This window comes from Ferdinandcohnia salidurans, from assembly GCF_042680725.1.
GTDB classification, from domain to species: domain Bacteria; phylum Bacillota; class Bacilli; order Bacillales; family Bacillaceae_L; genus Ferdinandcohnia; species Ferdinandcohnia salidurans.
The window spans coordinates 1-20,338 of the sequence record NZ_JBHUEK010000018.1; the positions used below are offsets into that span (position 1 = coordinate 1).

The 20,338-nt window shown below is 37.1% G+C and carries 19 protein-coding genes; 18 read left to right on the plus strand and 1 reads right to left on the minus strand.

What is annotated here, in order from left to right:
- The first annotated feature begins 84 nt into the window (after nt 1-84).
- The 6 genes from ACFSFW_RS11205 (at nt 85) to speG (ending at nt 6,317) form a co-directional block, all read left to right on the plus strand.
- Nucleotides 85-1,305 carry an amidohydrolase family protein gene (locus ACFSFW_RS11205; protein ID WP_388038194.1) on the plus strand — a complete coding sequence of 407 codons (1,221 nt, stop codon included), beginning with the start codon at nt 85-87 and terminating at the stop codon, nt 1,303-1,305.
- Nucleotides 1,306-1,336: 31 nt separating this feature from the next.
- Nucleotides 1,337-2,557 (plus strand): amidohydrolase, encoded by a 1,221-nt coding sequence (locus ACFSFW_RS11210; RefSeq protein ID WP_388038197.1) that lies wholly within the window; start codon nt 1,337-1,339, stop codon nt 2,555-2,557.
- A 293-nt stretch (nt 2,558-2,850) separates the two neighbouring features.
- Complete coding sequence (locus ACFSFW_RS11215; RefSeq protein WP_388038200.1) at nt 2,851-3,783, plus strand: Gfo/Idh/MocA family protein; 933 nt, start codon at nt 2,851-2,853, stop codon at nt 3,781-3,783.
- A gap of 18 nt (nt 3,784-3,801) precedes the next feature.
- Complete coding sequence (locus ACFSFW_RS11220) at nt 3,802-4,302, plus strand: YehS family protein (RefSeq protein WP_388038203.1); 501 nt, start codon at nt 3,802-3,804, stop codon at nt 4,300-4,302.
- Nucleotides 4,303-4,665: 363 nt separating this feature from the next.
- Entirely contained in the window at nt 4,666-5,520 is an 855-nt protein-coding gene (locus ACFSFW_RS11225) for a malate synthase (protein ID WP_388038206.1), read from the plus strand.
- 281 nt (nt 5,521-5,801) lie between these two features.
- On the plus strand, nt 5,802-6,317 hold the full coding sequence (gene speG, locus ACFSFW_RS11230; RefSeq protein WP_121446981.1) for a spermidine N1-acetyltransferase: 516 nt from the start codon (nt 5,802-5,804) through the stop codon (nt 6,315-6,317).
- 135 nt (nt 6,318-6,452) lie between these two features.
- On the opposite strand, the gene ACFSFW_RS11235 is transcribed toward speG, so the two are convergent.
- Entirely contained in the window at nt 6,453-6,806 is a 354-nt protein-coding gene (locus ACFSFW_RS11235; protein WP_388038209.1) for a hypothetical protein, read from the minus strand.
- A gap of 359 nt (nt 6,807-7,165) precedes the next feature.
- Between ACFSFW_RS11235 and ACFSFW_RS11240 the strand changes: the two genes are divergently transcribed.
- The 12 genes from ACFSFW_RS11240 to ACFSFW_RS11295 all read left to right on the plus strand — a co-directional run bounded on the left by ACFSFW_RS11240 (nt 7,166) and on the right by ACFSFW_RS11295 (nt 20,311).
- A complete protein-coding gene (locus ACFSFW_RS11240; protein ID WP_388038211.1) occupies nt 7,166-8,431 on the plus strand; it encodes an amidohydrolase family protein in 1,266 nt (421 codons plus the stop codon).
- A gap of 66 nt (nt 8,432-8,497) precedes the next feature.
- Nucleotides 8,498-9,256 carry a helix-turn-helix domain-containing protein gene (locus ACFSFW_RS11245; protein WP_388038214.1) on the plus strand — a complete coding sequence of 253 codons (759 nt, stop codon included), beginning with the start codon at nt 8,498-8,500 and terminating at the stop codon, nt 9,254-9,256.
- A 208-nt stretch (nt 9,257-9,464) separates the two neighbouring features.
- On the plus strand, nt 9,465-10,847 hold the full coding sequence (locus tag ACFSFW_RS11250; RefSeq protein ID WP_388038217.1) for an MFS transporter: 1,383 nt from the start codon (nt 9,465-9,467) through the stop codon (nt 10,845-10,847).
- Nucleotides 10,848-10,894: 47 nt separating this feature from the next.
- The gene (locus ACFSFW_RS11255; protein ID WP_388038220.1) at nt 10,895-11,740 is read left to right on the plus strand and encodes a creatininase family protein; all 846 of its coding nucleotides are present in this window, start codon (nt 10,895-10,897) and stop codon (nt 11,738-11,740) included.
- A gap of 186 nt (nt 11,741-11,926) precedes the next feature.
- Complete coding sequence (locus ACFSFW_RS11260; RefSeq protein WP_388038223.1) at nt 11,927-12,424, plus strand: arsinothricin resistance N-acetyltransferase ArsN1 family A; 498 nt, start codon at nt 11,927-11,929, stop codon at nt 12,422-12,424.
- A gap of 170 nt (nt 12,425-12,594) precedes the next feature.
- Nucleotides 12,595-12,891: an ArsR/SmtB family transcription factor gene (locus tag ACFSFW_RS11265; RefSeq protein WP_304215041.1), complete on the plus strand. Its 297-nt coding sequence runs from the start codon at nt 12,595-12,597 to the stop codon at nt 12,889-12,891.
- A gap of 56 nt (nt 12,892-12,947) precedes the next feature.
- Nucleotides 12,948-14,246: an arsenic transporter gene (locus ACFSFW_RS11270; protein WP_304215040.1), complete on the plus strand. Its 1,299-nt coding sequence runs from the start codon at nt 12,948-12,950 to the stop codon at nt 14,244-14,246.
- Nucleotides 14,247-14,267: 21 nt separating this feature from the next.
- The gene (gene arsC, locus ACFSFW_RS11275) at nt 14,268-14,687 is read left to right on the plus strand and encodes an arsenate reductase (thioredoxin) (protein WP_388038227.1); all 420 of its coding nucleotides are present in this window, start codon (nt 14,268-14,270) and stop codon (nt 14,685-14,687) included.
- 364 nt (nt 14,688-15,051) lie between these two features.
- Nucleotides 15,052-16,020, plus strand: coding sequence for a tRNA dihydrouridine synthase (locus ACFSFW_RS11280; RefSeq protein ID WP_388038869.1), 969 nt, complete (start codon nt 15,052-15,054; stop codon nt 16,018-16,020).
- 219 nt (nt 16,021-16,239) lie between these two features.
- Entirely contained in the window at nt 16,240-17,019 is a 780-nt protein-coding gene (nadX, locus tag ACFSFW_RS11285; protein ID WP_388038230.1) for an aspartate dehydrogenase, read from the plus strand.
- Nucleotides 17,020-17,174: 155 nt separating this feature from the next.
- Nucleotides 17,175-19,100 (plus strand): sigma-54-dependent Fis family transcriptional regulator, encoded by a 1,926-nt coding sequence (locus ACFSFW_RS11290; protein WP_388038233.1) that lies wholly within the window; start codon nt 17,175-17,177, stop codon nt 19,098-19,100.
- Between the two features lie 224 nt (nt 19,101-19,324).
- Nucleotides 19,325-20,311, plus strand: a complete 987-nt coding sequence (locus ACFSFW_RS11295; RefSeq protein WP_388038235.1) for a thiamine pyrophosphate-dependent dehydrogenase E1 component subunit alpha — start codon at nt 19,325-19,327, stop codon at nt 20,309-20,311.
- The last annotated feature ends 27 nt before the right edge of the window (nt 20,312-20,338 follow it).

The window sequence follows — 20,338 nt, forward strand, 5'->3', positions numbered from 1 at the left end:
TTCGTTGGTAAAGTGCCCTTATAGGGCGAAATCAAAACCGCCCGTTCTACGGGCGGATACTTACTTCAAGCTGGAGGTTTTGTAATGACTACTTTTTGGTTAACGAATGTCCGTTTAGAAAAGGGATTCCGTTACGACAATGAACAAGTTGCCGGAACGGATACGGAGATTTGCCATTTAAAAATAGAGGCAGGAAAAATTACCGAGATAAGCCGCGTAGCACCAGGGCACGACGAAGAACAAATTGATGCGAAAGAGCAATTATTGCTTCCGTCTTTACGGGATATGCACATTCATATCGACAAAACGTATTATGGGGGACCATGGAAGGCTTGTACACCGATTACGAACGGAATTTTTACGAGATTAGAAGAAGAAAAAGAGCTGCTACCAAAGCTGTTGCCAACAGCACAAGATCGAGCAGAAAAAATGATAGAAATGTATCTTGAAAATGGGCATACCCATATTCGAACACATTGTAATGTGGATCCTGTCATTGGGTTAAAAAACTTAGAGGCAACTGTAAATGCCTTATCAAAATATGAAGATGTACTTACCTATGAGATTGTTGCTTTTCCTCAGCATGGGTTACTCAAAAGTGATTCTGTACAATTAATTCGAGATGCGATGAAGAATGGGGCAACTTTGGTTGGTGGTGTTGATCCGGCAACGGTTGATCGAAATATCGAAAAATCGCTATCTACTATTTTTGAGATAGCAGTTGAAAACAATAAAGGTGTGGATATTCATCTTCATGACCCTAATACTTTAGGTGCCTTCACATTTGAAAGAATGGCAAGTTATACAAAGGAAGCGGGCTTAAAGGGAAGAGCGACAATAAGTCATGGGATAGCTCTTGGTGATCTTCATGGAGATGCTTTGACCGAAATGGCAGCCCTTCTAAAAGAGCAAGAAATAGATGTCACATCAACTGTTCCAATCAACCGTCCTACCATACCAATTCCAACTCTTGATAAATTAGGGGTACCTGTATCACTTGGACATGATAGTATTACGGACCACTGGTCACCTTTTGGAACAGGAAACACAATAAAAAAACTAAGCATTCTAGCAGAGCGTTTCCGAATGATTGATGAATATTCACTTTCACGAGCTTTAAAATATGGAACTGGTGGTGTAACACCATTAAATGATCAAGGTGAACGTGTATGGCCAAAGGTTGGCGATGATGCAACGATGATGCTCGTTAATGCTTCATGCTCTGCCGAAGCAATAGCAAGAAGGGCGACAGTAGAATCCCTGTACTTTAACGGGAAAAAGGTAGAAAGTAAGCGAGTAAATTGAGTACATGCATAATATGTTAGGGGGAAGAAGGATGTCAGCTCCATATTGGTTAAAGAATATTCGATTAGAAACTGGTTATATACAAGATGAAAAGGGAGTCTATGAAACGAAAACAGACCTCTTTCATTTGAAAATACAAGATGGAAAAATTGTAGAGAAGAAGAATTCAAGTTTTAAAGTTCCAGCTGAGGAAAAAAACGTTGATGGTAAGGGCTACTTAGCTATACCAACATTTAAGGAAATGCACAATCATTTAGATAAAACCTACCTTTCATTGGATTGGAAAGCGTGTACACCTGTTAAAAATCTGGAGGAGCGCCTTCGGTTAGAAGCAATGGAGCTTGAAGAGCTCGCTTCAACCGCGAAGCAACGTGCTAGTAAAATGATTGAATTGCTACTTTCCCATGGTTCAACACATATTCGTACGCATGTTAATATCGATCCCTATATCGGACTTAAAAACCTAGAAGGGGTAAAAGCTGCACTTGAGGATTATTCCGATAAACTAACCTATGAAATCGTAGCCTTTCCTCAGCATGGTTTGTTGCGCGAAAATGTCATCCCATTAATGAAGGAAGCCATGAGATCGGGTGCTCATCTTGTAGGTGGGCTTGATCCTGCTGGTATTGATAAAAATATTGAAAAATCACTATATGAGGTTATGAATCTTGCCACAGAATTCAATTCAGATGTCGATATTCACCTTCATGATGGCGGACATGTCGGGTATTATACTGTTGATAAGCTGGTAGAATTAGTCGAAGATGCAAAATGGCATAATCGTGTGGCAGTCAGTCACGCCTTTTGTCTTGGAGATGTACCTATTCCCCAACAAGAAGAGATTGCTGCAAAGTTAGGGCAAGTAGGAATGTCCATCATGTCAACAATTCCGATTAATAGAGTAATTCCTCCAATTGAACGATTAGATCGTTATGGAGTAAAGGTTTATTTAGGCTGTGACGGCTTCTATGACTCTTGGTCTCCACATGGAACAGGAGATGTTTTAGAAAAAGTAACTAAATATTGTGAACTTCACCGGAAGAGTGATGAACTTTCACTTGCTCGATCATTGAAATATGCAACGGGTGGACCAACCTCATTAAAGCATGATGGTGAAGTGGCATGGCCACTAATAGGTGATGAGGCTAGCCTTGTTCTTGTTAATGCTTCCTGTTCAGCAGAAGTAGTTGCGAGAACATCTAAGAGAGACGCTGTAATTTTTAAAGGTAAATTAGTTTCAGGACAAATTTAATATACACAATTGGTAAATAATGAAATATTTAAAATAAAAGACCGTGAATTTCCTAAGAGACTCTTTGGCGAATTCACGGTCTTAAATGTTTTTAAGCGTCCTCTTCATCTGGATGATATCACTGGGGGGGCAGGCCCGCCCACTTACCGTGGAACTTTTTGTGAAACAAGAATTTTCGGGTCGTCACTGTGACGAATCCGCGATTAGGTCTCCAGCTTTCTTAAATGGTATAATCTTGTTTATCGTTTGCTGTTTCACAAACATAATCAAAAAGTTTTCGGAGGGGTATTGTAGTGATCAAAATTGGGGTTATTGGACTAGGAGACATTGCACAAAAAGCGTATCTGCCAGTTTATAGCGGATTAAAGGAGATTGAGTTTCATTTTTACACAAGAAACCAAGAAAAGTTACGAACAATTGCCAGCCAGTATCGGTTTGAACATATTCACTCCGACCTCAAATCCCTAATGGAAAGTGGTATTACGGGAGCATTTATCCATTCGTCGACATCCTCTCATGAAGAAATAGTTAAGCTGCTTCTACAACACGGGATCCATGTGTTTGTGGACAAACCCATTACGGACAATTATGAAGGTGCTAAAAGACTTGTTGAATTGGCGGAAGAGCGAGGCCTTATTCTTATGACCGGATTTAATCGCAGATTTGCCCCTTCGTATAAAAGTTTGAAGGAAGTATCTCAGCCAAATATGGTTGTGGTCCAGAAAAACCGTAATAATCTACCTGGTGAACCGAGGACGTTTATTTTTGATGATTTTATCCATGTAGTGGATACGATGAGGTATTTATTTCCGCAACCGATCGAAAACATGGTCGTGAATGGTCGTATGGAGAATGGTTCCTTATTCCACGTAGTGATTCAGTTTATTTCTAAAGGCGGCACGGCAATCGGCATTATGAACAGGGATAATGGGACCACCGAGGAAATCGCTCAGGTTATGGGCCCGTTCGAGAAGCGGACAGTCACGAATGTATCCAACTTGGTCATTTCAAAAGGTATGGAAAATAGTGAGGTTCGGAGCAGCGATTGGGAGCCAACCTTGTTTAAAAGAGGGTTTGAGCAAATGGTGAAAGATTTTATTCACGCTGTCAGCACAAATTCGGAAACCTTAATTTCAGCCCGGGATGCACTGAAAACCCACGAAATTTGTGAAATTATTCTTACGAAACTAGCGGAAAAGAAGGAAGTAACAGGTACTACTATTTAAAAAAAGGGAGCTTAACTGATGGATAATAACGATATTTTAATCCGATTGAGATATGCATTGGAATTAAAAAATAAAGAAATGGCAGAGATTTTTAAACTTGGTGGCATGGACGTGCCAGTACCAGACGTTGTAAAGATTCTCACTAAGACATATGATGAAGATGATTATGAGAATGAAGATCAAATAAAGTGTACCCACAGTATGTTAGACTCATTTTTAAATGGACTTATTATTTACAAAAGAGGGAAGCAGGAACCAAAACCAGGACAGCCGAATCCACCAGAACCTACTCTAAAGACAAGTGGGAACGTGAATAATCTTCTATTAAAGAAAGTCAAAATTGCACTAGCTTTAACGACTGAGGATATGCTAGATATTTTTGATAATGTAGGGTTAAGGGTAACAAAAGGAGAACTAGGGGCTTTATTACGAAAAGAAGGACATAAGAATTATAAAGAATGCGGAGATAATTTCGCCAGAAACTTTTTAAAAGGGCTAACGATCAAATACAGAGGGTAGTGCTATCGCCATTAATTAAAAGAAGTTCTATTATATCATTCCGCTAAAAAAGATGATTGTTTATAGAGGTTTCCTAAAAGTTTTATGACTTTTGGGAAGCCTTTTTTTATAGCTATATCAAGTGATTACGGGGAATAAAATTTAATTTTACCTCACGATAAAATATATTGTCAACAAGAAAATTTGAAAAACTTTCAAAAAAATGTTACAATAATCTTACAATTGTTTTTTTATATCTAGTTTATAAAAGAGATGAACAAATCAATCAGTTATGTGGGATTTAAAGAAACAAGTTGAATAAAATGATCAATTTACTATCTATTAGTAACCGGGTTTTTTTATTCTACAAGGAGGACTAGAATAATGAATCTTATTAATAAGAAAGTTACACACAAACGTTTTGGCATGGGTAGTATAGTTGAACATAATGAGTCTAGTATTGAAATCCATTTTGAGTCGGAAAATAAAAAGTTTGTTTTTCCCGATGTATTTGAAAAACATCTAAAAATGCATGATAAAAGTATTGCAAATTCACTTGAAAAAATGATACAAGAAAAGGAAATGGAACGTAAAGAGGAAGAATCGAAGAAAGAAGAAGAAAGAAAACTACATCGAAAAAAACAGGAACTTCGCTTGGAATATGAAAAACTTATGAAAAATCATAAACTTCATCCAGAATCACAAATGGTTTTTTGGTGTGATCCAGAAGAACAGAATCGTTCTTTATCAGAGTGGAAGGTTTTTTCAGGCGAAATAAAAAGTGGTACGAACAAGGGGAAGCCAAATAAACCTATCCGCTTGCACCAAAATAGTGCTGTCCTGTTAACTGAAATAGATGACAGCAAGCCTGAAAAAGACAGACGTATCTTAGGTGTTTATATGGTAAAGGAAGGTTTTATCGGTAAGCTTTGTGAAGATGGATATATTCCAGCTCATTCCACATACAGAATCCAACTGACAGAACAGGAATCGGAGCAGATGCTTTTCTGGAAATATTACGTCAATGAAAAGCACCCTCACAAAATGACATGGAATACGGGGAAATACCGCTATTTTAATAATTTATGGATGGCTCAAATATTGCTTGATATCGTTTCGTTGAAAAGTGATCCAAAGGAACGAGAGCTTGCCCAACAATTCTTTGAACATTTTTGTAAAATGAATCAACTCACTGAGCAAGAGTTACAAAAGCCTAATGGCGCATTAATGCGTGATTAGTCGTTTGCTATACTGACACAATTTCCCCACCATCACTATTTGCGATCAGTGCCAAGCTATTGTGTAGCTGTTACGTGGTTGGAACTCATAGAATAGAAAAGCAGTTGATATAGAAAACTCTATACCATCTGCTTTTTTGTAGTTTAAGCAAGCAAAAGGCGGGACTGCCTGTTAGCGTGAAAAAACACTAGATATTTTTAGAAAAAATGGTCAAAAAGCGGGAGAAAAGGAAAGACTTTATTTTAAGAGGATTGAATGCAGGTTTCGGAGGATGAATAGTAATGAGTGATGTAAAATTAAGGCCATTAGAACGAGTTGACTTAGGATTTGTCCATAAATTAAATATTAATGCAAACATCATGTCCTATTGGTTTGAGGAGCCATACGAGTCGTTTGTTGAATTGCAGGATTTATATGATAAGCATATTCATGATCAGGGTGAAAGACGATTTATTGTACAAAAAGGCGATGAAATGGTGGGGCTAGTTGAATTAGTAGAGATTGATTATATTCATCGCAGGGTTGAATTCCAAATTATTATTGATCCCAATCATCAAGGGCATGGATATGCTAAGTCTGCAACGTATCTCGCAATGGACTATGCGTTTTCTGTATTGAATATGTATAAATTATATTTAATCGTGGATAAAACGAATGAAAAAGCGATTCACATTTATCAAAAACTTGGTTTTCAGTTTGAAGGAGAATTAATTGATGAGTTTTTTGTAGACGGTGAATATCATAATGCAATAAGAATGTGTATGTTTCAACATCAATATTTTAATAGGGGTTCTTGAGGGCACGGCCAATGTTAAAAAACATGTAAGAGGTTGGGAAAACACAACTCATATTCAGGAAAATACACATCAGTTCAAGGAAAACGGAGTGCCGATGAATGGACACTCCGTTTTTTTCTGTTATCTTTGTACGTTTTAGTAAGGAGAGAATGGAATATTATAATTTGGATAGTATGAGTATGGGTATGCGTAGTATGGTGGATACGGCGGGTAATATGGTGGGTAATAATAACCAAATCCTGGACCTGGAGCCAGTAGTGCACCAGTAGCTAGACCTCCTAAAAAGCCTAAGCCAAAACCAGGTCTACCGAATCCAAAGCCCGGTCTACCAAAACCAAAACCAGGTCTGCCGAATCCAAAGCCTGGTCTACCAAAACCAAATCCAGGTCTACCAAATCCAAATCCGGGGCGTATTCGTTGATCATTGACATCAATTATTTCTTGATTAAAAGGTTCCTGGAAACCGATATATGAATAACCATTAGTCAAAGCAAATCCCTCCTGTTTATTTATTACACTAAAGGATATGCTAAATAGCCTATTTGGCTTGGGCATATGCCTCATATTAATCCAAATAAATAATTGTTTAGGTATTCACACCATATCTGTTATTGACTGAGCAAGAGAATGTGATAAAATCTAGAAGATTTTAAGAATTAGAATAAATACTTCAACATGCAGAAGAAAAATGAAGTCAATATATGAAAGAAATCAAGTAAGCTATTGAGGGACCCATGCAATTGAAAATGCAATCAAACATGATCCTACAAACCTTTGTACCATTTGCACAAAAAACAGTCTCTCGAACTATTAGAAATCAAATAGATTTTACAAAGGAGAATACACGAATGGAAGCTAGAAGTACGTTCAAAAAAAATTTACATAAAAAGATCTCCTATATGCTGTTAAATGTTCGATTAGAAAGTGGCTTTAAATATGAAGATGGGCAGGTTGTCGCCACTGAAACAGAATTACGTCATATTGAAATAGAAAACGGTATTATTAAGAAAATACAAGATACTCATCTACCATATAGAAGTGAAATAGATTGCTACGATGCGATGGGAATGCTTCTCCTCCCAGCATTTAAGGACATGCATATCCATTTAGATAAAACCTACTATGGGGGTCCCTGGAAGGCAGGAGCAAATCGAAAAAGTATTTTTGACATGATTGAATTAGAGGAGGAAATACTGCCAAAGCTACTGACAACGGCACAAGAGCGTGCGGAAAAATTAATTCAGCTAATACTGAGCTACGGTTCAACAAATGTTCGAAGTCATTGTAATATTGATCAGACTGTCGGGCTAAAAAATCTCGAAAAATTAAAGGCTGCCCTTGAGAATTATTCAGATGAAATTTCACATGAGATCGTAGCTTTTCCTCAACATGGATTGCTTCGCTCTAATGTAGAAGGGTTATTACGAGAGGCTATGGAGCTTGGCGTAACACATGTAGGAGGTCTTGATCCAACCGTTGTTGACGGAAATATGGAGAAGTCTTTGGAAACAATGGTACAAATCGCAGTGGACTATAACAAAGGCATTGATATTCATCTTCATGAGGGTGGGGAGACAGGGATTAAAGCCATTAATAGGTTGGCTGATTTTACCGATGAGGCTGGACTAAATGGAAAAGTAACAATCAGCCATGCGTTCTCACTAGCTTCATTGTCAGAAGAATCTGGTATCGAGCTTGCAAACCGATTAGCTTCATTAGGTATTTCAATTGCCTCAACGGTTCCAATTGGTAAAACGGTTATGCCAATTCCACTCCTTCAAAAGAAGGGAGTAGAAGTCCTACTTGGAAATGACAGTATTACAGATCATTGGTCACCGTTTGGGATTGGAGATATCCTTCAGAAAGCACATCTTGCAGCACAATTATATGGTTGGAGCAATGAATATGACTTATCACGTGCTTTATCCCTAGCCACTAGAGGCATTACACCTTTAGATAAAGAGGGAAATCAAATCTGGCCCAAGGTTGGAGATGAAGCTACTGCTGTCCTCGTAACTGCCAGTTGTTCAGCAGAAGCTGTAGCAAGGTTGCCAAAGCGTGCTGCTGTTCTGCATAAAGGAGCATTTTCTTCAGGTTCTTTACAAAAAAAGTAATAGTACACAATGAGTGCTCCTTCTAAAAGAAGGTAACTAGCCCATTTGAAGTGAGGTGATGGGAAAATGGAAAGGGAAGACCTAGAAGATCAAATAAACAATGAGTTCAATAAGAATAAAACTAAGCATGAAATAATCGAATCAGGACACAAATTTCGGGAGGAACTATTACAATCCATTCGAAAAGGAGATCAGAAATCTGTTGCTCAATATATCAATAGATTTAATGAGTTTCTAAGAGTTGAAACAGACACTTTAGATATTATTAAAAGAGTTCCAACGAATGAATTACGTGCATTAAAAAACATATTATTATCTCATAATACCCTCTACAGCTATTCAGCGGAAAAAGGTGGCTTGAGTGCATGGCAATGTCATTACCTTTCTGAAAAATACGCAATTATGATTGAGAACGCCAAGTTTACACCTGAACTAGAAGAGATTCATAAAAAAATGCTAGAGGAGTACGCAGACCCTTCAATTCGTTTTATCGAATTTGAGAAAGCAACAATTGCCGAGAAAGCGGAGCATTTTATTAAGATGAACTTTTCTGAGGATATATCGATTGAGGACATATCCCGAAAGTTACATGTGCATTCTTCCCACTTAATGCGTACTTTCAAAAAAGAAAAAGGGATGACAATCAGTCATTATCGAAATTTGGTAAGGATTAAGGAAGCGAAGGAATTATTAATCAATTCTAATCTTTCATTGATAGAAATCACCTTTATTGTAGGTTTTAAAAATCAACAATACTTTTCTCGTGTTTTTAAAGAGGAAGAAGGCGTAACTCCAAAAGAATATAAACAAAAAAATAGTAAGTAAAGCCTTTAATCATCTGAAAAAATTGATGAAAGGCTTTTTTTATTTTATGCAATTATAGTGTAAAAGGATGCAATTTTATTGCAAAAGTAATTCGAAGTTTTGAGTTAAAATTCTAATATATTAGTATTTTAAACGCTTTCATTATGGCGGGATTTAGAATTATTTTAAAAAGTTATAAATCTATTTTATTTACATTGGGGGTTACAACATGGAAAAGAAACAGGTTAGAAAATTTGGCTTCCGTGATCAATTTGGATACATGCTAGGGGATGTTGGTGGTGGTTTTGCAAACCTTTACATCGGTTCGTTTTTCCTTTTATTCACCACCTCCGTACTTGGAGTAAGTCCTTATTTCATGGGAACATTGTTCTTAGTTGCACGGATATTTGATGCATTTACAGATGTTTTGATGGGAAGTATTCCTGATAGATGGAGATTAGGAAAAAGCGGCGATAAATTTTTACCATATATCAATATATCAAAATGGTTACTAGCAGCATCCATCTTAATTTCATTTGCTGATGTCTCAAGTTGGTCATCAACGGCTACTCATGTGTGGGTCGTATTTGTTTATCTATTCTATGGAATCGCATACACAGCTGATTCAATTCCTTATGGTTCATTAGCAGCTGTTATTACTGATGATCCAATTGAACGTACAAAATTATCACGCGCACGTTCTATTGGTGGTATGGTTGTTGGAATCGGGTTTTTATCGTTTGTCCCTATGTTTATCTATGATAAATCTGGGAATCTAGTGCCTGAAATGTTTTTCTACATTTCTATCGTGTTCAGTATTCTTTCCGTATTAGCTTATACAGGACTTGTTAAATTAACAACAGAACGTATTCGTGATGATAGACCAGTGGGTACTAAACCTGATTACAAATTTACAGATGCTCTAAAAGCTGCCTTAAAGAATCGACAGTTATTAGGGATGATGGTAGCAAGTGTTGGTTCATTAATTATGATTAATGGTGTTACACAATTAGCTGCAATTGTGTTCTCAGAATACTATAAAAATCCTGGTGCATTTGCGATTAACTCATTCTTACAAATGGGAGTTACACTGGTATTGTTTCTTTTTGTCCCTACTCTCGTTAAGAAGTTTGGTAAACGTAATATGGTCATTAGTACGGCAAGCTTTAGTTTAATTGCTTCTTCACTCCTAACTATTTTTATTATTGAGAACGTTTACGTGTATATAGTAGCTTATAATATCGCAACCATCGCAAATATGGTTTTTGTTATGATCGTATGGGCGCTTGTTACAGATTGTTTAGATTTTACAGAGCTTCAAACTGGCAAACGGTATGATGGAACACTCTACTCTATTTATTCATTCTCACGTAAAGTAGGTATGGGTGTTGGTTCTGCACTTGGTAGTTATGCTTTAGGTTGGGTAGGATTTGTTTCTGGACAAACTTCTCAAACCCAAGAAGTAGCAGAGGGTGTTTTACGAATGTATAACGGATTACCTATCTTATCTTTTCTTTTAATGATTATCGGTATTGCGTTAATTTTCAACTTGAATAGTACGAAAGCTCAAGAAATGTACGCTACATTGAAGGAAAGAAGAGCACAAAACTAATCTATTCAATATATACATTTAAAAATTTTTAAAGGAGATGTAATTCGATGAGAACTCGGTTTCTATCTAAATGCACAAACGGGGAAGTTGAAGATTACCTGCAACAAAACGATCTGATTTTTGTACCCGTTGGTGTAACAGAAACGCACGGAGCTTTACCGCTTGATTCAGAAACGGTCATTGCTGAAGCACTTGCGTTAAAAATGGCAGAGGCAACAAATGGCCTCGTTCTTCACAACCTGCCATATTTCTTTGCGGGTGGTACAGCGATGGCTCGCGGTACCGTTAATATAAGCGTTAAAGAGGGTATGAGATATTTAGAGGCAATAGCTAAATCACTGTTAAAACAAGGTTTTAGAAGACAGGTATATGTTACTTGTCATGGTCCGGCTCACATTACATTAAGCGGAATGGTTCGAGATTTCTTTGAGGAAACGAAAGTTCCAATCCTTTATATGGACATGATTAAAGCAACTGATAGTGTTAAAGATCTAAGTTTTTCGTTTATGGAAAAATTCAATGATATTAGCATTGGGGCATACAAAATACTCGGAAGATTGGAAGACGTTCCGATGAATGTTCCAGAGTCTAACTCGGTAACCTATGATGTGCAGAGTATGATAAACGGCATGAGTAAAAACCCTGGTAATGCACTTGGAAAATATGCACTGCAATCAGGCGCAATTGGTTCATACTTTGATCAAGCGTCGGATCATCTAGTAACACCACTTATTACATCTGAAGAACATCGTGAAGAATTAGCAGATTCAGGTGTTCTTGCAATTGAAGAGTTTATTGAAAAAATGGATATGCCAACAATTGTTGATCTTTTACGAAAAACAGATGAATACACACAAAACGACAGTCTACCAAAATACGGTGAATGGTTGTAATTTATGAAAAAACGAGAATTTAATTTCTCGTTTTTTTTTGGAAATTTATGAGTAGTTTATATCCCATACGTAGTTTTGTTTTATTTTTCTGGTGTGAAAAGAAATATACAAAATTGTAGTTTGAAATTACCAGTGTATAAGGTATATTCAATATGAAAAACGGAGCTGTAGGGGAGGAAACTTTCTATGAGAAATATCAATATCCGCATCGCTTCTATTCACGATATTGATGATATTCTTTCAATTTATAATGAGGGTATCGAAGATCGAATTGCAACCTTGGAAACCTCAATAAAAGATAAGGATTTTATGCTTGCCTGGTTTCATCGACATACTGGACGTTTTAAGGTGATAATAGCCGAAGTTGAGGGAGAAATTGTTGGATGGGCAAGTCTAAATCAGTATAATAGTCGATCTGCATATGATGGGGTTGCTGATTTATCTGTTTATGTTAGAAGAGATGATCGTGGAAGAGGTATAGGAGGAAAATTACTTTCCACAATCGAGAAGCTGGCAAAGGAAAACGCATTCCACAAAATTGTCTTATTTACTTTTCCGTTTAATAAACTTGGACAAGGCCTTTATAAAAAAAGTGGATTTCGGGAAGTAGGCGTATTTAAGAATCAGGGGAAAATCGATGATCAATTTATTGATGTTATGGCAATGGAGAAACTGTTAGTTTAGGAGGATAAGAAAGTAATTTATGTGTTATGACCGGTCTGAAATGTATTAGATTGGTCATTTTCACCTTAAAGCAATAAGGCTAAAAAAGGTTGCGATTTTTATATAAGTAGAATATTATATAAGCAAAAGGTTATATAGGCGAATCTTTATGTAGGAAGGAGAAGACTGATTTGGAGAACATTGAATTAATGGCTAAGCAGTTAAAAGCTGTAAGTGACCCCAACCGATTAAAGCTATTATCATGCCTTAAAAAAGGGGAAGTATGTGTTTGTGATTTTGTCGATGTTTTAAATATTTCTCAACCAGCGGTTAGTCAACAATTGAAAAAGTTGAAGGATGCTGGAATTGTTCTGGAAAGACCCTCGGGTACTTGGAAACATTATCGACTAAATGATGAATTACCTCCATATATTCAGTCTATTATTGATCAATTGCAAGAAATCTCAATCATTAAATGCAATTGTTAAATATGCAGCATCAGGAAGATTCTAATACATCTAAGTAAGTAGTAGGAGGTTATCTATTGATATCAGTAATTTTAGCTTCAGTTATTTTCTTAATTACCCTTGTCTTGGTTATTTGGCAACCTAAGGGTTTATCGATTGGTTGGTCTGCTTGTGGTGGGGCTGTCTTAGCTCTAATCGTTGGAGTCGTGGATTTTAAAGATGTAATCGATGTGACATCCATTGTTTGGAATGCAACGTTGACGTTTGTGGCTATTATTATCATTTCGTTAATACTAGATGAGATTGGTTTCTTTGAGTGGTCAGCACTTCACATGGCAAGAACCGCAAAAGGAAATGGAATTCGAATGTTTGTGTATGTTTCGATATTAGGAGCACTAGTTGCAGCTTTCTTTGCAAACGATGGAGCAGCGTTAATTTTAACTCCAATCGTATTAGCGATGGTTCGGAACCTTAACTTCAATGAAAAAATGGTATTTCCATTTATCATGGCAAGTGGATTTATTGCAGATACGACATCTCTGCCACTTGTCGTCAGTAACTTAGTAAACATTGTTTCAGCAGACTTTTTTGGAATTGGTTTTGCAGAGTTTGCATCAAGAATGATTGTTCCCAATCTCTTTTCGTTAGCAGCAAGTATTTTGGTCTTATATCTATTTTTCCGTAAGAGCATTCCAAAGAATTATGATATGACTCAACTGAAAAAGCCAGCAGAAGCGATTCGTGACCTGAAGATGTTCAGATTATCTTGGGTTGTGTTAGGGATACTACTTATTGGATACTTTGCAAGTGAATTTACAGGAATTCCGGTATCCATTATCGCAAGTATTGTGGCAATCTTCTTCCTCTTCATGGCTAGGAGAAGTTCAGCCGTAAATACGCGGACAGTTATAAAAGGTGCTCCGTGGGCTATCGTATTTTTCTCAATAGGAATGTATGTAGTTGTATATGGGTTAAGAAATGTTGGGCTTACAGATATCCTAGCAAATCTCATTCAGTTATCTGCTGATCAAGGCTTATTTGCGGCAACAATTGGAATGGGATTCATAGCAGCAATCCTGTCATCTGTTATGAATAACATGCCGACTGTCATGATTGATGCTCTAGCAATTGCAGATACAAATACAAGCGGTGTAATAAGAGAAGCTCTTATCTATGCGAATGTTATTGGTTCAGATTTAGGTCCAAAAATTACACCAATTGGTTCTCTTGCAACCCTTTTATGGTTACATGTTCTTTCACAAAAGGGAGTTAAAATTTCATGGGGAACCTACTTTAAGACTGGTATTATACTAACCATTCCAACATTGTTCATCACACTAGTTGGATTATATATTTGGCTGCTTATTATTCATTAAACAAAAAAGGAGATTTCGATTATGTCAAAAAAAACAATTTACTTTTTATGTACAGGTAACTCTTGCAGAAGCCAAATGGCTGAAGGGTGGGGGAAAAAGTATTTAGGAGAAGAGTGGAACGTACTAAGTGCCGGTATTGAAGCACATGGCTTAAATCCTAATGCCGTAAAAGCGATGAATGAAGTTGGCGTTGATATTTCCAATCAAACTTCAGATATTATTGACCCTGAAATCCTAAACAATGCAGATTTTGTCGTAACTTTATGTGGAGATGCTGCTGATAAGTGTCCAATGACACCACCACATGTGAAACGTGACCATTGGGGATTCGATGATCCTGCGAAAGCTCAAGGAACGGAAGAAGAAAAATGGGCAGTGTTCCAACAGGTACGTGACCAAATTGGTGAAAGAATTCAACGATTTGCTGAAACTGGTGAATAATAGAACTATGATAGGAGCTACCACATTTCTCGTTAGTAATTGAAGGATGGGATGGATATGAACGCATATTTAATGGCTATTAACCAGTCATTCTATGCATTCATATCCTTAATTTATTCATGTAATTAACCTTTCAGTATCCGCAAACACGTACCTCCCCTTTATCAAAACCTCCCTTTTTTTACCCGATTTTCTTTACGCTTTAAATTTGATATAGTAAAGTTTATAATTTTTAAAGTTATTATAGTTTGATAAAAAGGATTCATGCATGGTATAGCCATAAAAGAAGCATGAACATTTCTGGGTTTAACTTTCGGATGAGAGTTTGTACTCGTGTCGGTATAGAGAGGATTTGAGTTTGATTATGAAAGATAATTTCTGGCGTGAACTACCACGACCGTTTTTTATACTTGCACCCATGGAAGATGTGACGGATGTTGTTTTCCGCCATGTAGTGAGTAAAGCAGGCAGACCTGATGTGTTTTTTACAGAGTTTACGAACACGGATAGTTACTGTCACCCTGAGGGGCAGCAAAGTGTGCGCGGGCGTTTGACGTTTACAGAAGATGAACAACCCATTGTGGCTCATATTTGGGGAGATAAGCCTGAACACTTTCGAAAAATGAGTATCGGTATGGCTGAACAAGGATTCCGGGGTATTGATATCAATATGGGCTGTCCGGTAGACAATGTGATTGAGGATGGAAAGGGATGCGGTCTCATCCGTCGTCCGGAAGTTGCAGCTGAAATCATTCAAGCAGCAAAAGCAGGAGGACTGCCTGTTAGCGTGAAAACAAGGCTTGGTTTCATGGAAGTAGATGAATGGCGCGACTGGCTAACACACATTTTGAAACAAGACATTGTTAATTTATCCATTCATTTGCGTACAAGAGAGGAAATGAGCAAAGTCGATGCGCATTGGGAGTTGATTCCGGAAATCAAGAAACTCCGTGACGAGGTGGCACCAGATACACTTTTAACGATTAATGGGGATATTCCTGACCATGAAACTGGCATGAAGCTTGCTACTCAATACGGTATTGATGGGATAATGATTGGACGCGGTATTTTTAAAAACCCGTTTGCCTTTGAAAAAGAACCGAAAGAGCATAGCAGTAAGGAATTTCTTGATCTTCTAAGATTGCATCTCGATCTGTTCGACGAGTATTCTTATTTACAAGCACGTTCTTTGGGACAGCTTCGTCGCTTTTTTAAGATTTATGTTAAGGGATTTCGAGGGGCGAGCGAGTTAAGAAACCAATTGATGAGTGCAAAGTCAACTGATGAAGTGCGTGCACTGCTTGATAACTTTGCGTTAGAGAATGATATGTAATGAAATCGAAAAAGCTTGTAAAGAAATTGGTTCTTTACAAGCTTTACTTTGTTTATAAGGAGCTATGTAGCTGTATCTTTTGTCAAACCAAAGATATTTTCATTGAGGGCAATCCAATGGAAAGGCGTTATCTTGGAAAATGATCCATTAACTGCCTATGATAGAGTGAGAAGTTAATAGTCTTTCCTGGTATCTATTAAAGACATAAGGAGGCCAACAATGAATATCGGTGTAATTGGGGCGGGAGCAGTTGCTACTTTTTTATTGAAAGAGATCAATCAAAATCAACTTGAAGAACTACAAATTAAAAGCATTTTGGTACGGAATACAGAAAAATATCGATTGTTGGAGTCAAAATTCGGTGTGAAATTGTTTACTGACCTCAACTCATTTCTTAATTCAGAAATCGATATTGTAGTGGAGGCAGCAAATATACATGCAGTGAAGACTTTGTTGCCAACGGTTATTAAGAAAAAGGATGTAGTGGTAATTAGTGTTGGTGCATTTGCAGATGAAGCACTGCTGAATGAAATTAGTAATCTTGTAAAAGAGTATAAGTATACCGTTCATTTACCGTCTGGTGCGATTGGCGGTTTGGATTTACTGCAAAATGCAAACGCCCTAGGTAAGGTTTATAGCGTATCGTTGACAACTCGGAAACCTGCCAGCTCGCTCATTGATGAAGACATCCATGAAGCAAAGGTTGTTTTTGAAGGGAAAGCGATTGATGCAATTAAGCAATTTCCGAAAAACATGAACATCTCCATTGTCCTGTCTCTAGCTGGGGTGGGGATTGAGAAGACGAGAGTATGCCTTGTCGCTGATCCACATATTGAAAAGAACATACATCAAGTGGACATATCAGGTGAGTTTGGTGAAGCAACATTTTCTATCACCAATCATCCATTTCCGGAAAACCCAAAGACGAGCTATTTAGCCGCTATGAGTATTCTGGGGTCATTAAAAAGAATGAATGGAAAACTAAGAATTGGTGGGTGATTCATCGTTACAAATTATCCAATTTTTGATGGAGCGAGCCATAAGGTTCGCTCTTTTTTCACTATTTTTAAAAGATTTTGATGATACAATAGAGTAGTATATTGAAACCGCAATCATCCATCTTAGAATAAATAAAAATTTTTTTGGAGGGTCGCATGAAAAGTTTAAAGGACTATAAGGAAAATTGGGAACAGTTCATTTTTGAGGATTATATAAAACCAAACATCAATCCAATTGTTAAGCTTTCATGGCTTCGTTCAAAAAGGATGGGGATCGATCCTTTTCGTACTTATGGAAAAATAAAACCATTTGATTATGAAAAATATAAGGAGTTAATTAACATTGCAACACCATTAACGGAAGGTCTTTATTCGATTGTTGAGGGCTCCGGATTTATGGTCATTATTTGTAATGAACAAGGGCAACTATTAAAGGTAATTGGCGATACAGATCCATTGAATCATGCAAAGAGGATGGGTTTCATTGAAGGAGCTGATTGGAGCGAGGCAGAAATGGGTACCAATGCTATCGGTACGTCGATTGTAGTCGATTCTCCACTTCAAATCGTTGCAGAGGAACATTTTGCAAAGATTTGTCAATCTTGGACATGTTCAGCAGCGCCGATTCATGATAGTAATGGAAAGATTATAGGTGTTCTGAATATATCTGGCCCAAGGGACAAAGTCCATTCGCATACCTTAGGGATGGTTGTGTCAACGGTTAAAGCCATCGAATATCAACTAAAATTAAATGAAAACATGCAAAAGATTTTAATGATGCAAAAATTTCTTGAAGCAGCTACAAATAATATCGATGACGCTATAGTAATTACAGATACTCAAGGAAAAATTATCATTTCAAACGAGCAGTTTACAAGGCTATTTGATCTTAATAAGAGTCAGCAGGAAAATAAAAAGTTAAGTACTATTTTCATTAACCAACTATTAACATCCACAAATAAAGAGCGTTTTTTGGATAAAGAAATACATATAAAACGTCAAGACTTGCAACCAAGTATCCACTGTATCGTTAGTAAAATACCGATTTACCAAGAAAACAGTTGGCTCGGTTCGATGATTACATTAAAGGAGATGAAGAAGGTTCGTCACCTTGTTAACCATTTAACAGACCATCGAGCTAAAATCTCGTTTAGCGAAATTATTGGTGAATCTCATACATTTGTAAATAAAGTCCAAGAAGCAAAACTAGCGGCCAATACAAGTTCTACTGTCCTTATTTTAGGAGAAAGTGGGACAGGTAAGGATATGATTGCACAAGCTATTCACAATGCAAGTGACCGGAAAAACAAGCCTTTTATCTCGATTAACTGTGGGGGTATACCACGTGATTTATTAGGTAGTGAACTCTTCGGGTATGAGGAAGGTGCCTTTACAGGAGCGAAAAAAGGGGGCAGGCAAGGGAAATTTGAACTGGCTGATGGAGGGACTCTATTTTTAGATGAAATAGGGGAAATGTCATTGGAGATGCAAGTGCTTTTATTACGTGTTCTACAAGACAGGGAAGTAGTACGAATTGGCGGGCAAAACGTTATTTCTGTAGATGTACGAATAATAGCAGCAACCAATCGTAATCTGCGTAAAGAAGTAGAAAAAGGTAGTTTTAGGGAAGACTTATTTTTCCGTTTAAATGTGATGCCTATAGAACTGCCTCCACTTCGAAACAGATTAGCGGATATCCCCCTTTTAGTAGAATTTTTCATCCGTCAGTTTAGTCATAACCTTAACCGCTCAATGCCTATTATTGAACCAGGATTTATTCATGCATTAATGCAGTATAGTTGGCCCGGCAATATCCGAGAATTACAAAATATTTTAGAGAGAACAATGAACAAAAGTTTAAAAGATCATCTAACTTCTCAAGATTTACCGAGTGAAATCTTTGAAAAGAAAGAGCAGCATAAAAATGAAAATACGATTGTCCTAGATCGTAATCAATTAAAAAAGCAAGCCATTATCCACGCTTTGGAAAGATCTAAAGGCAACATTCTACATGCAGCAAAATATTTAGGAATCGCAAGAAGTACACTATATCGGCAAATGAAAAAATTCAATATCCAATAATTGGTGTAGCATTCTGTAGTGAAGTGTAGCGCTTACATAGTAGAGAAGTGTCTCAAATTGGGACAGTTCTCTTTTTTTATGGAGAATTAAATATTTACCTATACGTGAAGGCCCTCTTAAACAAGGTCAAGAAAATAATTCCAGTGGATTTAAAAAGTTGGCACGCTTTTTGCATTATTGATTAATGTAACTATTCATTAGAGTAAGCAAAGGAGGAAATAAAATTGACTATTTCTATTGATCAACTTAAATGGATGTATGAAACAATGTACAAGATTCGTTATTACGAAGAAACAATGATGGATGCTTATGCTGAAGGAAAAAATCCTGTTTTTAATATTGGACTAGGTCCTGTACCTGGCGAAATGCATTTATCCAATGGTCAAGAGCCAGCTGCTGTGGGTATATGTGCACATTTAAGAAAAGAAGACACGGTATCATCTCCACACCGCCCACATCACCATGCCATTGCAAAAGGTGTTCATTTGAAAAAGATGACTGCAGAAATGTTTGGTAAAGTAACAGGTTTAAGTAAAGGAAAAGGTGGCCATATGCACATCTTTGATCCAGAGGTTAACTTTTCATGTGGAGGTATAGTAGGAGCTAATATTCCTCATGCACTTGGTGCTGCATTAGTTTCGAAGAAGAGAAAAACAAATGACGTAGCGGTTGCATTCATAGGTGAAGGCGCAGCAAACCAAGGCGCATTCCATGAATCTTTGAATTTAGCTGCACTTTGGAATCTCCCATTAATCGTTGTAGTTGAAAATAATAATTACGGTATTTCTGTAGCGAAAGAAGATTCAACCTCCATTGCGTCAAATGATCTTCGTGCGTCAGCATATGGTGCTAAAGGCTATTATGTAAAAGACAATGATCCAATTGCGATGTATGAAGCATCAAAAGACGCTGTCGAACGTGCTCGTAATGGTGAAGGTCCTTCGATCATTGAAATAGAAACCTATCGTTTCCTCGGACACTTCCAAGGCGACCCAGAATTGTATCGTGAGAAAAAAGAAGTACCAGAACTAAAAGCAAAAGACCCAATTGTAAAATTACGTAACCTACTCGTTTCTGAATATAACATAACGGAAGAGGATGTAATTGCACTTGAAAAGAAGGCAACAGAGGTAGTTGACGAAGCTTATCAGTTTGCTAGAGAAAGTGCATATCCTCAACCAGAAGCAGCGTTAGAAGATTTATATATTTAAAGAAAAATAACAGGAGAGGTGACTATG

Excerpts from the sequence above, each read along its gene's own strand:
- ACFSFW_RS11205 (WP_388038194.1), top strand. The coding sequence starts at position 85 with ATGACTACTTTTTGGTTAACGAATGTCCGTTTAGAAAAGGGATTCCGT.
- ACFSFW_RS11210 (WP_388038197.1), top strand. The coding sequence starts at position 1,337 with ATGTCAGCTCCATATTGGTTAAAGAATATTCGATTAGAAACTGGTTAT.
- ACFSFW_RS11220 (WP_388038203.1), top strand. The coding sequence starts at position 3,802 with ATGGATAATAACGATATTTTAATCCGATTGAGATATGCATTGGAATTA.
- ACFSFW_RS11225 (WP_388038206.1), top strand. The coding sequence starts at position 4,666 with ATGAATCTTATTAATAAGAAAGTTACACACAAACGTTTTGGCATGGGT.
- speG (WP_121446981.1), top strand. The coding sequence starts at position 5,802 with ATGAGTGATGTAAAATTAAGGCCATTAGAACGAGTTGACTTAGGATTT.
- ACFSFW_RS11240 (WP_388038211.1), top strand. The coding sequence starts at position 7,166 with ATGGAAGCTAGAAGTACGTTCAAAAAAAATTTACATAAAAAGATCTCC.
- ACFSFW_RS11245 (WP_388038214.1), top strand. The coding sequence starts at position 8,498 with ATGGAAAGGGAAGACCTAGAAGATCAAATAAACAATGAGTTCAATAAG.
- ACFSFW_RS11250 (WP_388038217.1), top strand. The coding sequence starts at position 9,465 with ATGGAAAAGAAACAGGTTAGAAAATTTGGCTTCCGTGATCAATTTGGA.
- ACFSFW_RS11255 (WP_388038220.1), top strand. The coding sequence starts at position 10,895 with ATGAGAACTCGGTTTCTATCTAAATGCACAAACGGGGAAGTTGAAGAT.
- ACFSFW_RS11260 (WP_388038223.1), top strand. The coding sequence starts at position 11,927 with ATGAGAAATATCAATATCCGCATCGCTTCTATTCACGATATTGATGAT.
- arsC (WP_388038227.1), top strand. The coding sequence starts at position 14,268 with ATGTCAAAAAAAACAATTTACTTTTTATGTACAGGTAACTCTTGCAGA.
- ACFSFW_RS11280 (WP_388038869.1), top strand. The coding sequence starts at position 15,052 with ATGAAAGATAATTTCTGGCGTGAACTACCACGACCGTTTTTTATACTT.
- nadX (WP_388038230.1), top strand. The coding sequence starts at position 16,240 with ATGAATATCGGTGTAATTGGGGCGGGAGCAGTTGCTACTTTTTTATTG.
- ACFSFW_RS11290 (WP_388038233.1), top strand. The coding sequence starts at position 17,175 with ATGAAAAGTTTAAAGGACTATAAGGAAAATTGGGAACAGTTCATTTTT.